The following is a 12617-nucleotide window of genomic DNA, read 5'->3' as shown; positions in this document are numbered from 1 at the left end:
TGACAACACATACGGTCGCTGGAGGTGCCCGTGACGGACGTGGCAAGTAGGCGCAAGCCGACAGTCAAGCAGATCGTGATCTGGAGCGCGGTCAGCCTCGTGGGCGCGGTCGCCTGGGGGATCATCGCATTGTCCCGCGGGGAGGAGATCTCCGCAGTCTGGCTGGTCTTCGCCGCGCTCGCCTCGTATGCGATCGCGTATCGCTTCTACGCGCGCTTCATCGTCCGCCGGGTCCTGCGGACCGACGACACGCGCGCGACGCCCGCCGAACGGGTGAACAACGGCATCGACTACAACCCGACCGACCGCCGGGTGCTCTTCGGCCACCACTTCGCCGCGATCGCCGGCGCCGGCCCGCTCGTCGGCCCGGTGCTCGCCGCGCAGATGGGCTATCTGCCCGGCACCATCTGGATCATCCTCGGCGTCATCTTCGCGGGCGCCGTACAGGACATGGTGACGCTGTTCTTCTCCATGCGCCGTGGCGGGCGCAGCCTGGGGCAGATGGCGCGCGACGAGATCGGCCCGATCGGCGGCATCGCCGCGCTGATCGCCGTGCTCGCCATCATGGTCATCCTGCTGGCGGTGCTGGCACTCGTGGTCGTCAACGCGCTGAAGGGCTCGCCCTGGGGCACCTTCTCCATCGCGTTGACGATCCCCATCGCCCTGTTCATGGGCTTCTACATGCGCTACATGCGGCCGGGACGGGTGCTGGAGACCTCGGCGATCGGCATCGTGCTGCTGCTGCTCGCCATCGTGAGCGGCGGCTGGGTGGCCGAGTCGGGGCTCGCCGACGCGTTCACGTGGTCGCCCCAGACTTTGACGCTCGCCCTGATCGGGTACGGCTTCGTCGCCTCCGTACTGCCCGTCTGGATGCTGCTCGCTCCGCGTGACTACCTCAGCGCCTTCATGAAGGTCGGCGTCGTCGTCATGCTCGCGGTGGCGATCGTCTTCGCGCTGCCCGCCATGCAGAACGAGGCGGTCACGGACTTCGCGACGAACGGGCAGGGCCCGGTCTTCGCGGGCTCGCTGTTCCCCTTCGTCTTCATCACCATCGCCTGTGGCGCGCTCTCGGGCTTCCACGCCCTGATCGCCTCCGGCACCACGCCGAAGCTGATCGAGAAGGAGTCGCAGGTCCGGGTCATCGGCTACGGCGCCATGCTCGTCGAGTCGTTCGTCGCCGTCATGGCGCTGATCGCGGCGTCGATCATCGACCCCGGTCTCTACTACGCGATGAACATGCCGGGCCCGGCGCTCGGGCCGACACTCGATTCCGCCTCCCAGGCGGTCGCGAGCATCGGCTTCGGGATCACCCCGGACCAGCTGGCCGCGGCCGCCAAGTCGGTCGAGGAGGCCACGCTGGTGGCCCGCAGCGGCGGCGCGCCGACACTGGCGGTCGGGATCAGCCAGATCTTCTCGGACGTCTTCGGCGGCGACTCGCTCCGTGCGTTCTGGTACCACTTCGCCATCATGTTCGAGGCGCTGTTCATCCTGACCACGGTCGACGCGGGCACCCGGGTCGGCCGGTTCATGCTGCAGGACACGGTCGGCAACGTCTGGAAGAAGGCCGGCGACGTCAGCTGGAAGCCCGGGCTGTACGTCTCCAGCGCCGTGATCGTCGGCGCCTGGGGCTACTTCCTCTGGGCCGGCGTCAACGACCCGCTGGGCGGCATCAACCAGCTCTTCCCGTTGTTCGGCATCGCCAACCAGTTGCTCGCCGCCATCGCGCTCGCCGTGTGCACCACGCTGCTGATCAAGTCGGGCCGGGCGAAGTACGCCTGGGTGACGCTCGTGCCGCTGGCCTGGGACGCCACCGTCACGCTCACCGCGTCGTGGCAGAAGGTGTTCTCCGACGACGTCAAGGTCGGCTTCTTCGCCCAGCGCTCGCAGTTCCAGGACGCCCTCGACGCGGGCAAGACCTCACTCGGCACCGCCAAGACCAGGGAGCAGATGGAACAGGTGGTGGTCAACACCACGGTCGACGGCATTCTCGCGGCGTTCTTCGCCCTCCTCGTCGTGATCATCCTGGTGGACTCGATCCGAGTGTGGATCAAGGCGCTGAGGTCCGGGGACCGGGGACTCACGACCACCGAGGACCCGCACATCGAGTCGAAGATCTGGGCACCGTCCGGACTCATCGCCACACCCGAGGAGCGCGAGATCATGCGAGCCCGGGAAGCCGAGAAGGTCGGCACCGGAGCCGCCGCCGACCAATGACCAGCCGATAGGACCCCGCCGTGATCATGCAGTTGTTCCTGCCGACGCCGCGCCCCGGCGACCACGGCACGCGAACAACTGCATGATCACGACGGAGGAGGAGAGGAAGCGGAAATGGACACGCGTGGAAGGCTGCGCACGGCGTGGCGGCTCTTCCGGGAGTTCTCCGGCGAACGGGCGTACGAGATCTACGTGGAGCACCACCAGCGCACCCACCCCGGCGAGCCGGTGATGAGCGAACGAGAGTTCTGGCGCCGCCACATCGACGCCCGCGACACCGACCCCAAGGTCAGCTGCTGCTGACCCCCCCCCGTCCTCACGCCGCCCCCGTCCTCACGCCGCCCCCGTCCTCACGCCGCCCCCGTCCTCACGCCGCCCCCGTCCTCACGCCGCCCCCGTCCTCACGCCGCCCCCGTCCTCACGCTGCCCCCGTCCTCACCCAGAAGACCGGCAGCCCCCACCGCGAGTAATCGAGGGCCAAGCGGCGACCCACCCCCGTGATCATGCAGTTAAGCCCGCCCCCAGGGTGTCGTGACGACACACAACTACATGATCACGGGGGACACCACGCCAGAAACGGAGGGCCGCGACCCTCTCCCCGCCGTGATCATGCAGTTAAGCGCACCACTCGCCCACCCGAGGCAGCGCCACCGCGCATAAGTGCATGATCACGGGGGGAACGACTCTTGCGGTCGCTCAGAACGACTCTTGCGGTCGTCTAGAAGGCGTCTTCGGGGAGTTCCATCAGGTCGAGCGTGGTGGCCTCGGTCGCCTTGCGGTCGGCGGTCAGCCTCGGCAGCACGTTGACGCAGAAGAACTGGGCCGACACGACCTTCCCCGTGTAGAAGGCCTGGTCCGCGTCCGAGACGCCCTCGCCGTCCAGCTTGGCCAGTGCGATCTCGGCCTGCCGGCAGAGCAGCCAGCCGACGACCAGGTCACCGAGCGCGAGCAGGAAGCGGGTGCTGTTGAGACCGACCTTGTAGATCTCCTTCGGCTGCTCCAGGGAGCCGAGGGCCCATCCGGCCATCGCCTCCAGGATGCCCTGGAGGTCCTGGAGCGCCTCACCGAGCAGCACGCGCTCGTTCTTGAGACGCCCGTTGCCGGCCTCGCTCTCGGCGAACGCCCTGATCTCGCCGGTGAGGTGGCCCAGCGCGGCCGCGTTGTCGCGCAGCACCTTGCGGAAGAACAGGTCCTGGCCCTGGATCGCCGTCGTGCCCTCGTACAAGGTGTCGATCTTGGCATCCCGGATGTACTGCTCGATCGGGTAGTCCTGCAGGAAGCCCGAGCCGCCGAGGGTCTGCAGCGACTCGGCGAGCAGCGCGTACGCCCGCTCGGAGCCGAAGCCCTTGACCACCGGCAGCAGCAGGTCGTTGAGCTTCTCCGCCAGTTCGTCCTTGCGCCCCTCGTGCTTGGCGATCTGCACGGCGTCCTGGTACGTGGCGGTCAGGTGCACCAGCGCCCGCATGCCCTCGGCGTAGGCCTTCTGGGTCATGAGGCTGCGACGTACGTCGGGGTGGTGGGTGATGGTGACGCGCGGCGCGGTCTTGTCGGTCAGCTGGGTGAGGTCGGCGCCCTGCACCCGCTCCTTGGCGTAGTCGCGCGCGTTGAGGTAGCCCGTCGACAGCGTGGAGATCGCCTTGGTGCCGACCATCATGCGGGCGTTCTCGATGATCAGGAACATCTGCTTGATGCCCTCGTGAACGTCCCCGACCAGGGTGCCGACGGCCGGGTGCTTCGCTCCGAAGGTCAGCTCGCAGGTGGTCGAGGCCTTCAGGCCCATCTTGTGCTCGACGTTAGTGACGTACACGCCGTTGCGCTCACCGAGCTCGCCCGTCTCCAGGTCCACGTGGTACTTGGGGACCAGGAACATCGACAGGCCCTTGGTGCCGGGGCCGTGACCCTCCGGCCGGGCGAGCACGAGGTGGAAGATGTTCTCCGCCATGTCGTGCTCGGCGCTCGTGATGAAGCGCTTGACGCCCTCGATGTGCCAGGTGCCGTCGGGCTGCTGCACCGCCTTGGCCCGGCCGGCGCCGACATCGGAGCCGGCGTCCGGCTCGGTCAGCACCATCGTCGCTCCATACCGGCGCTCGATGGCCAGCTCGGCGAAGCGCTTCTGCTCGGGTGTGCCGATGCCGTGCAGTACGAGGGCGAAGGCCGGGCCGCCGCTGTACATCCAGACCGCCGGGTTGGCCCCGAGGACCAGCTCACCGACCGCCCAGGCCAGCGTGCGGGGCGCGTTGGTGCCGTCCAGCTCCTCCGGCAGGTCCAGCCGGAACCACTCGGCGTCCATCCATGCCTTGTAGGACTTCTTGATGCCCGCCGGCATCGTGACCTGACCGGTCGCCGGGTCGAACACCGGTGGATTGCGGTCACCCTCCTCGAACGAGTCCGCGAGCACGCCGGTGGCCAGCCGGTCGACCTCCTCGAGGATGTTCCGCGCGGTCTCCTCGTCCAGGTCGGCGTACGGCCCGGTGCCGAGGACCTTCTGGCGGTCGAACACCTCGAAGAGGTTGAACTCGAGGTCACGGACGTTGCTCTTGTAGTGACCCATGGAATGCTTCCTTTCGCCCCCACCGGCTACGCCCCGCCACCCGCGGGATCGGCCGGCGAACGGTTTGCACCCTGCTTACGTACTGGTCAGTAACACACATGATGCTACCAGCGGGTAACCGGTGACAACCCCCCATCCCCGGTCGGAATCGTCGATCTCGGCCGGGAGCAGGACGGACGGAGTGTGGCGGGATCCGGCCGAATGTCCGACGATCTTGGGGAACTTATCGCCCACCAACATCGACTAATGGACGATGGCGTCTGTATGCGCGTAATCCCCCAGGAGGATGACGATGGTCTTCAGAAAGCTGCTGAGCGCGATGGGTGTGGGCGGCCCGTCGGTCGAGACGGTGCTGCACAACCCCAATGTGCGGCCGGGCGGCGCGGTCACCGGTGACGTGACGATCCTCGGCGGCGATCACCCGACCGACATCATCGGCGTGAACATCGCGTTGGCCAGCCGGGTGGAGGTCGAGTCGGGCGACAGCGAGTACAACGCGAAGATCGAGTACGCCAAGGTCCGGATCGCGGGAGGCTTCCAGCTGGGCCCGGGAGTGCGCAACGGCATCCCCTTCTCCTTGCAGGTCCCGTGGGAGGCGCCGCTGACGCACTTGTACGGCAGGCAGCTGCACGGCACGACGGTCGGCCTGGCCACCGAGCTCGAGGTCGCCCGCGCGGTCGACGCGACCGACCTCGACCCTGTGGCGGTTCACCCGCTGCCCGCGCAGGAGCGTGTCCTGGCCGCGTTCGCGAATCTCGGCTTCCACTTCCGCAACGCCGACTGCGAGAAGGGCCGGATCTGGGGCGTGCACCAGGAGCTGCCCTTCTACCAGGAGATCGAGTTCTACCCTCCGCCGCAGTACTCCGGCGGGATCAAGCAGATCGAGGTCACCTTCGTCGCCGGCCCGCACTCCATGGAGGTCGTACTTGAGCTGGACAAGCGCGGCGGCGTCTTCACCGAGGGCCGCGACTCGTTCGGCCGGTTCACCGTCGACTACGCGACCGTGGAGCAGACCAACTGGGAGCAGCAGCTCGACGGTTACCTCCAGCAGGCCGGCCGGCGCCGCGGCTTCTTCTGATCGGGCGGCATGACCGGCGGTCCGGCGATCCGGCGTGGGGCCGGAGTGAACCCTGATGGAGAGGACGCCTGTGCCTGAGGGCACCGACGACCGGCCGGCGGATATGACCGGGCCGGAAGAACGGCTGTGGGACGCGTACCCCACGGGGACACGGGTGGACCTGGGCGATGACGTCCCGTCCGAAGCGACCCCGGAGCGCACCGTACGCGCCGAGGTGATCGCGCAACTGCTGCTCGGCCGGTGCGAGCAGCGGGCCGGCTTCGTGCCGGCGGTGCGGTTGCGCGGCGCGTACATCTCCGGCGAGCTCAATGTGACGGGCGGCTCGGTCGGCTGCGAGCTGCGGCTGGAACTGTGCCGGCTCGCCGAGCGACCGACCTTCGCCAATGCCGAGTCGCGGCAGATCCGGATCGCCGACTGCCGGCTGCCGGGCTTCGACGGCGGCGGGCTGCGCGCCGACGGCTACCTGAGCCTGTCCGGCTCGGTGATCGAGGGCGAGGTACGGCTGCCGCGGGCACAGCTCATGGGCGGCCTGCGAATGAACGGCACGAAGGTCACCGAGTCGGACCCGGAGAAGTGGGCGCTGTTCACCGGCGGCATGGTGGTCGAGGTCGGTGCCTTCTTCCGCAAGGCCGAGCTGACCGGCGGGGTCCGGCTCGTGGGCGCGCGCATGAACGGCGGCCTGTTCTTCGAGGGCACGACGCTGCGCAACCCGGGCCGGCTGGCCCTGGACGCGCAGAACATGGTCGTCGAGGACGCCGCCGAGTTCAGCCACGGCTTCACCGCCGAGGGCACCGTGCGGCTGCGCGGCGTCCGGGTGAACGGGACCCTGTCGTTCGACCAGGCGATCCTGCGGTCGTCACCGGGGCGCGGCGCCGTTCACGCCAGCCACGCGCAGATCGACGAGCTCATCTTCACGCCGGCCGAGCCGGTGGTGGGGTGGGTGTCGCTGTCGTACTCGCGGATCAGGCTGATCCTGGACCAGCCGGCCACCTGGCCGGACGTACTGCAGCTGAACGGCCTGACGTACGACACGTTGCGCGGCGGCGAGCCGAAGAGCCGGCTCGGCTGGGTGCGCCGCGACGAGGTCTTCCACCCGCAGGTGTACGAGCAGCTCGCCACGTGGTTCCGCGGTTCGGGCCTCGACGACCTGGCCAGGAAGGTCCAGCTGGCCAAGCTGAGGGCGCGCCGCCGGACCCTGCCGTGGACCGGGCGGGCCTGGAACCACCTCCTCGACTGGACGGTGGGCTACGGCTACCGGCCGTGGCTGGCGGCGATGTGGCTCTCGCTGCTCGTGGCCGTCGGCACCACGGTGTTCTCGGCGCAGCGGCCGCGGCCGCTCAAGCCGCCGGACGAGCGACCGGAGCTGCACGCCTTCATCTTCACCCTCGACCTGCTCATCCCCATCGGGACCTTCGGCCAGCGGGACATGTGGCAACCGGTTGGGTGGACGCAGTGGCTGGCGTACGCCCTGATCGCCGCCGGCTGGATCCTCGCCACCGCGCTCATCGCCGGCGCCACCCGGGTGCTGCGCCCCAACTGACCCGGCCGCCGGACGCGGCACCGCTGCGGCGATCTTGCCGTCACCGCGGCCATGGACGAGGATGAATCCGTGGGGACGTACATGATCACTGGCGCGACCGGCGGCATCGGCGCCTCGATCGCGGAGTCGCTGGCCGCGCGCGGGCACGAGCTGATCCTCGTCGGAAGCTCCGCCGACCGGCTCGCCAAGACGGTCACCGACCTCGGCTCCGGCGCGGCGGCCAAGACGCAGACGTTCGATCCGAACGACCCCGCCTCCGCCGCGCGGACGTCACGGGTACGGACCCTCGTGCTCGACCTGAGCGAGCCGCCCCGGATAGAGGCGGCTCTCGCCGAGGCCGGGCTGCCCGACCGGCTCGACGGCGTCGTGCACAGTGCGGGCGTGGTCGAACTCGGTCGCGTGGCCGATCTGGAAGCGGACGAGTGGATCGACCAGCTCATGGTCAATCTGGTCGCGCCGGCCGAACTGACCCGGCTGCTGCTGCCCGCACTGCGCGCGGCCCGGGGACAGGTCGTTTTCGTCAACTCCGGCTCCGGGCTGAACGCCAACCCCGGGTGGGCGGCCTACGCGGCGAGCAAGCATGGCCTGCGCGCGCTGGCCGACTCACTGCGGGCCGAGGAGCCCGAACTGCGGGTGATCAGCGTCTATCCGGGGCGTACGGCCACCGAGATGCAGCGCAAGGTCCGGGCGCAGGAGAACGCGGGATACGAGGCGGAGTCCTATATCCAGCCGGGCACGGTGGCGCGGCTCGTGCTCGACGCGATGGAGACGCCCCGGGACGCCGTCGTCACCGATCTGGTCATCCGCCGTCAGCCGGCACCCTGACCGAGGCGGCGGCGGAGCGTCCAGGCGGCGAGCACGCCGCCGATCATGCCGAACAGGTGACCCTGCCACGAGATTCCGGGGGTGCTCGGAAGCACACCCAGGATCATCGTTCCGTACAGCAGCACCACGACGACGGCGATGCCGATATCGGCCGCGTGCCGCTCGAAGAGCCCGCGTCCCAGCAGGTAGCCGAAGTAGCCGAACACCAGGATGCTCGCGCCGAGGGTCTCGGTCCGCGGTGGGGCGGTCAGCCAGATTCCGGCACCGCCGACCACGATGACCAGCAGATTCATCACGGCGAACTTGCTCAGTCCACGCGCGGCGGCAAGGAATCCGAGCACGAGGAATGGCAGTGAGTTGGCCATGATATGAGCGAAGTCCGCGTGCAGGAATGGCGCGCTGAATATCTGCGGCAGGTCCGAGACCTCGTGGGATCGGATGCCGTACTCGTCGAGGCGGTGGTCGACCAGGTAGTCGGCCACCTCGAGCGCCCACATGCCGGTCAGCATGAAGGCGGTGACCGCGAGCGCGGCCACCGCTCGAGTCGCGTGGGTGGTGAGCCCTTCGCTACGGGCTCTCTGCGGGACCAGACCGTCGCTCATAACCGTCACCGTCGTTCGACCGCATTGAAAATGGGGGGAACGGCCGCTTAATACCACCGGCACCCGCTTGCCAGCGTATAACAAGAATGACGGTGAATATCGTCAGCCGATCAGCCGATCGTCAGGCGGACATTCTGCGGAGCAGCCGGCGCTCCTCGGGGGTGGTGCCGCCCCAGATCCCAGCGGGCTCGCCCGCACGCAGGGCCCACGTCAGGCAGTCCGATCGCACGACGCAACCGGCGCAGATCGACTTGGCGGCCGCCTCTTGCTGAAGCGCCGGCCCGGCGAAGCCGACAGGGTAGAAGATCTCCGGATCGGAGCCGCGGCAGGCGGCGTCGTCGGTCCAGTGCTCGTCCTGGTCCCGGTCGGTGCGACGAAGGTTGACCGGGCGGCCCTCCACCCAGTACGTCTTGTATCTCACAGCGCCTCCTCGCGCTTCGAGTTCGGCGGGGCCAGTCTAATACTACAACTCGTAGTACTACAAACAGTCGGCAAGTTTTGATCGACATACCCGTTACCCGCTCACCCCCAAGGACGACCGCACGTGACCACCCTCGCCGACCCGCGCTGCGCCTGGGCGCTGGGCTCCGAGCTGATGACCGCCTATCACGACACCGAGTGGGGCCGCCCGGCCCACGATGACACCTACCTGTTCGAGCTGCTTCTCCTCGAAGGCGCCCAAGCGGGCCTGTCCTGGTCGACAGTGCTCAACAAACGGGAGAACTACCGCCGGGCGCTCGACGGCTTCGCCGCCGAGAAGATCGCCGCATACGACCGGCCGAAGCTCGATTCGCTTCTCGCCGACCCCGGTATCGTCCGCAACCGCCTCAAGGTCGAGTCGACGGTGAAGAACGCCCGTGCCTTCCTCGCCGTACGGGAGACGTACGGCTCGTTCGACGCCTACCTGTGGGAGTGGGTCGACGGCACCCCCGTCGTCAACCACCCCGGCCCGGCCGACGCGCTGCCCGCCGGCACCGAACTGTCCGACCGGCTCAGCAAGGACCTCAAGCGCCGCGGCTTCACCTTCGTCGGCACCACCATCGTCTACGCGTATCTCCAGGCCGTCGGCGTGGTCGACGATCACACCGACGGCTGCCCGGCCAAGCCGCGACGGCTCGCCGGCTGAGGTGCCCCCGAGCGGCGGCCGCCCGACCGGCCGTACGGACCCGATCGGCCGTACGGGTCCACCGGCCGTACGGGCTCGGCCGGCCTCAGCCGAGGCCCTCGGCCAGGCTGTCCCAGAAGGCCGTCTCGTAGGCGTGCAGCATGCGGGCCGCCCGCAGCGCCTCGCGCGGATCCTCGCCCGCGCCGAGCCCGGCCGCGATGAGGGCGGTGGCCTGCTCGCCGAAGCCGGGCGGCGGCTCGGCGAAGAACCGGAAGAACCCGACGGCCTCGTCGGACAGGTCATAACCGGTGCGCAATGCCGCGGCCGCCCGCGCGCAGTAGGCCCCCCACTCGGCGAGGTTGGCGAGCATGGCGAGCGCCACCGCGCTGCTGGTGCCGTACACCGCGTTCCACGCGAGGTAGGCGGGATAGGACTGGGCCTGCGGTCGCGGTTCGTACGTCGTCAGTTCGTGTTCGCCCCAGCCGAGCGCCGAGGCGAAGTCGAGCAGCAGGCGCAGCGCCCGCGCCTCGCCCTGGGCCAGTGACAGGAACAGGTCCCCGGCGGGCGGATTCGGAAACCGGGCGGCGAGCAGGGCGAAGCTTCGCCGGTCACTGCCGACGATCCGGTACTCCTCACCCGCGAGGGCGCCGAGCCTCTCCGGTGGCACCTCGCGGCTTTCGAGCAGGTCGAGGAACCGGTTGGCGGCCGGTCGCGCGGCGATGTCCGCGCGGGCCCGCTCCACCAGTTCCGCCGCCTCGGCGGTGGAATGGACGGCCATGGATCCACGTCAGCATCCGCGCCCACCCGCGTCAACCTTCGGGAACCGCGGACCGCGCCACCCCACCGTCCGGGTGAGCACCCCCTGACCCCCGCGGCGGAGCAGCACGGCGCGATCTGGCGCCGGTGGGGGAAGCGGCCGCCCCGGCGCGGATCAGAGCATGGCGGCGAGCCATTCGCCTTCCCATCAGGAGGACTCGATGAAAGTGCAGATCCGCCATGCGATCGCCGTGCCGGTACTGGCGGGGGCCGCCGCGATGACCCTCACGGTTCCGACCGCGACGGCGTCGACGCCCCAGCCGGCGACGGCGAGCGTGACGGGTTCGGCGCAGGTGCGCCTGACCTACTGGCCGGACGACGATGTCCGCACCTTCACCTTCGACGCGCGCGCGACGCCGTACAGCAGCCCGAAGCCCGGCGCGCCCGCCGGCCTGCCCACCGACGCGAAGGGCACGGTGAAGATCTCACATTGGGTGGCCGACGAGAACGTCGCCGTGCGGATGGAGGGCCGGGTGGACTGCCTGGTGACCAGTCCCGGCGTGGCTACCCTTACCGCGGTCGTCACCAAGGCCGACGAACCGGTGGCGGACCAGATCGGCACGCGGCTCGGCCTCAGCGTGTACGACGGGCGCGGCGGCCGTGACAAGGCGCGGGTCGGGTTCTCCTGGTCCGTGGTGAACGCCGACCAGAACAAGGCCGGTGAATGGGGGCCGGGCCGGGCCGGCACCTGCATGGCCCCGGCGCCGTACGCCCCGGTGACCAAGGGCGGCTACACGGTGCGCCACGTCGACCTGCCGCCGGAGCCGGCCGCCCGGTGACGGACGCCGTCGCGCGACGCGCCGGAGCCACGGCCGGCGGAGCGACGGCGGCCGGCGAGGCGTGATCGAGCACCCGTCACGCCTCGCCGGTCACCGGCGGGACGGATCTGACCGGCCTGTCGGCGGCGACCGCGGGCAGGTCGAGACCAGTGGCCGTGGCCACCGCTCCTCGCCGCCTCGGGCGACCGTCCCCCTGACCACCGGCACCCTGGCCCCCAGCGCCCTGGCCCCCGGCGCACGGGCCACTGCCGCCCTGACCACCGGCGCACGGGCCACCGGCGCACGGCCCGCCCGAGGGCGCCGCGGCGCTCTCGGGGGCCCGGCCACGAGTGATCTGCATGGCATCGCCCAGGCTGGTCGGCCCGACGTTGGTCAGGCCGATGGCCTGGGCGAACGCGCGGGCGTCCCTGCGCTTCTGCCGCGCGTCCTCGGCCGTCCGGGCCGGCCCGCCGGTCGCAGCCATGAACAGCGTCCTGATGGCGTGCGCCTCGGCGGCAGCACGACGCTGCTCGGCGCGGTGGGAGATCCAGCTACGAAGCGTCTCCTGCGAGAGCGCCGCGATCAGCGCGAGCAGTGTCAGCGCTCCGGCGAGCGCGGCGAGGCGGAACGCCGGCACGGGGCCCACCGCCGAATGCACCGTGACGGCGGTCACCGCGGCGACCGATGATGGCGCGGCGACGAGCGCGGTCGCCGCGGTGCGCAACCGGGCCATGTCAGTGCTCCTGCTCATCGCCTCGGGCGTCGCCGAACGCCGCCCGAGAAAGCCGGATGGTAAAGACACGACGGCACTCGGTAGAGAGAACCTTGCCGCAGTGAAGAGCGGAGATATAGTCGTAAGCAGTTTGCACCGGAGTTGCTCCAGTGCAGATCATCGTGCGGTTCATCAGCACCACCCATAGGGCTTTACCGGGCTCGCGAACGCGAGCGGTCACCGGGCTTTGGTCGCTATGGATGAGGGCCGTCCCGCTACCGGTCAACTGTGCCAACAACCGGCGGTAGGGGGACGGCCCTCAACTTGTGACGAGTCTTTGTGCAACAACCTTGAAGTGGCTCAGAATGCCCGGCCGTCCAGTCCTTGTCAGGACCGGGATGGCGGTAATCCGGTGG

13 protein-coding genes are annotated in these 12617 nt (G+C 69.6%); 7 read left to right on the top strand and 6 right to left on the bottom strand.

The features are described from left to right. Positions 1-39 precede the first annotated feature (39 nt). Entirely contained in the window at positions 40-2214 is a 2175-nt protein-coding gene (locus HKK74_RS15770; protein ID WP_312881511.1) for a carbon starvation CstA family protein, read from the top strand. A 114-nt stretch (positions 2215-2328) separates the two neighbouring features. Further along, positions 2329-2517 (top strand): YbdD/YjiX family protein, encoded by a 189-nt coding sequence (locus HKK74_RS15765; protein WP_187243958.1) that lies wholly within the window; start codon positions 2329-2331, stop codon positions 2515-2517. Between the two features lie 415 nt (positions 2518-2932). Here HKK74_RS15765 and HKK74_RS15760 read toward each other — a convergent pair whose 3' ends face one another. Then, a complete protein-coding gene (locus HKK74_RS15760) occupies positions 2933-4765 on the bottom strand; it encodes an acyl-CoA dehydrogenase (protein ID WP_187243957.1) in 1833 nt (610 codons plus the stop codon). A gap of 292 nt (positions 4766-5057) precedes the next feature. Here HKK74_RS15760 and HKK74_RS15755 point away from each other — a divergent pair, with 292 nt between their 5' ends. The 3 genes from HKK74_RS15755 (at position 5058) to HKK74_RS15745 (ending at position 8208) form a co-directional block, all read left to right on the top strand. Beyond that, positions 5058-5843, top strand: a complete 786-nt coding sequence (locus tag HKK74_RS15755; protein WP_187243956.1) for a sporulation protein — start codon at positions 5058-5060, stop codon at positions 5841-5843. Between the two features lie 70 nt (positions 5844-5913). Further along, positions 5914-7383: a hypothetical protein gene (locus HKK74_RS15750; protein ID WP_312881510.1), complete on the top strand. Its 1470-nt coding sequence runs from the start codon at positions 5914-5916 to the stop codon at positions 7381-7383. A 69-nt stretch (positions 7384-7452) separates the two neighbouring features. Further along, positions 7453-8208 (top strand): SDR family oxidoreductase, encoded by a 756-nt coding sequence (locus tag HKK74_RS15745; RefSeq protein ID WP_187243955.1) that lies wholly within the window; start codon positions 7453-7455, stop codon positions 8206-8208. On the opposite strand, the gene HKK74_RS15740 is transcribed toward HKK74_RS15745, so the two are convergent. Together HKK74_RS15740 and HKK74_RS15735 are read right to left on the bottom strand one after the other, a co-directional pair. Further along, a complete protein-coding gene (locus tag HKK74_RS15740; RefSeq protein ID WP_187243954.1) occupies positions 8193-8810 on the bottom strand; it encodes a rhomboid family protein in 618 nt (205 codons plus the stop codon). The two genes, HKK74_RS15745 and HKK74_RS15740, sit on opposite strands and share 16 nt — an antisense overlap. A 121-nt stretch (positions 8811-8931) precedes the next feature. Next, the gene (locus HKK74_RS15735; RefSeq protein ID WP_376771529.1) at positions 8932-9231 is read right to left on the bottom strand and encodes a WhiB family transcriptional regulator; all 300 of its coding nucleotides are present in this window, start codon (positions 9229-9231) and stop codon (positions 8932-8934) included. A 123-nt stretch (positions 9232-9354) separates the two neighbouring features. On the opposite strand from HKK74_RS15735, the gene HKK74_RS15730 reads away from it, so the two are divergent. Further along, complete coding sequence (locus HKK74_RS15730; RefSeq protein ID WP_187243953.1) at positions 9355-9936, top strand: DNA-3-methyladenine glycosylase I; 582 nt, start codon at positions 9355-9357, stop codon at positions 9934-9936. 85 nt (positions 9937-10021) lie between these two features. Here the strand turns inward: HKK74_RS15730 and HKK74_RS15725 are convergent, their stop codons facing one another. Further along, a complete protein-coding gene (locus HKK74_RS15725) occupies positions 10022-10693 on the bottom strand; it encodes a thiaminase II/PqqC family protein (protein ID WP_187243952.1) in 672 nt (223 codons plus the stop codon). 199 nt (positions 10694-10892) lie between these two features. Between HKK74_RS15725 and HKK74_RS15720 the strand changes: the two genes are divergently transcribed. Continuing rightward, positions 10893-11510, top strand: a complete 618-nt coding sequence (locus HKK74_RS15720) for a hypothetical protein (RefSeq protein WP_187243951.1) — start codon at positions 10893-10895, stop codon at positions 11508-11510. A gap of 76 nt (positions 11511-11586) precedes the next feature. Here HKK74_RS15720 and HKK74_RS15715 read toward each other — a convergent pair whose 3' ends face one another. Beyond that, on the bottom strand, positions 11587-12240 hold the full coding sequence (locus HKK74_RS15715) for a hypothetical protein (protein WP_187243950.1): 654 nt from the start codon (positions 12238-12240) through the stop codon (positions 11587-11589). Beyond that, on the bottom strand, positions 12224-12496 hold the full coding sequence (locus tag HKK74_RS15710; RefSeq protein WP_187243949.1) for a hypothetical protein: 273 nt from the start codon (positions 12494-12496) through the stop codon (positions 12224-12226). Before HKK74_RS15710 ends, HKK74_RS15715 begins: the two co-directional genes overlap by 17 nt. Positions 12497-12617: the final 121 nt, after the last annotated feature.

The sequence above is a fragment of the Actinomadura alba genome, assembly GCF_014323705.1.
GTDB classification, from domain to species: domain Bacteria; phylum Actinomycetota; class Actinomycetes; order Streptosporangiales; family Streptosporangiaceae; genus Actinomadura_C; species Actinomadura_C alba.
The sequence above is the reverse complement of the archived record's forward strand: the minus strand, read 5'-3'. Positions and strand labels throughout refer to the sequence as shown.

What these genes read in the sequence shown, in the direction of transcription:
- HKK74_RS15715 (WP_187243950.1), bottom strand. Translation starts at nt 12,240, where the DNA reads ATGAGCAGGAGCACTGACATGGCCCGGTTGCGCACCGCGGCGACCGCG.
- HKK74_RS15765 (WP_187243958.1), top strand. Translation starts at nt 2,329, where the DNA reads ATGGACACGCGTGGAAGGCTGCGCACGGCGTGGCGGCTCTTCCGGGAG.
- HKK74_RS15755 (WP_187243956.1), top strand. Translation starts at nt 5,058, where the DNA reads ATGGTCTTCAGAAAGCTGCTGAGCGCGATGGGTGTGGGCGGCCCGTCG.
- HKK74_RS15725 (WP_187243952.1), bottom strand. Translation starts at nt 10,693, where the DNA reads ATGGCCGTCCATTCCACCGCCGAGGCGGCGGAACTGGTGGAGCGGGCC.
- HKK74_RS15740 (WP_187243954.1), bottom strand. Translation starts at nt 8,810, where the DNA reads ATGAGCGACGGTCTGGTCCCGCAGAGAGCCCGTAGCGAAGGGCTCACC.
- HKK74_RS15720 (WP_187243951.1), top strand. Translation starts at nt 10,893, where the DNA reads ATGAAAGTGCAGATCCGCCATGCGATCGCCGTGCCGGTACTGGCGGGG.
- HKK74_RS15760 (WP_187243957.1), bottom strand. Translation starts at nt 4,765, where the DNA reads ATGGGTCACTACAAGAGCAACGTCCGTGACCTCGAGTTCAACCTCTTC.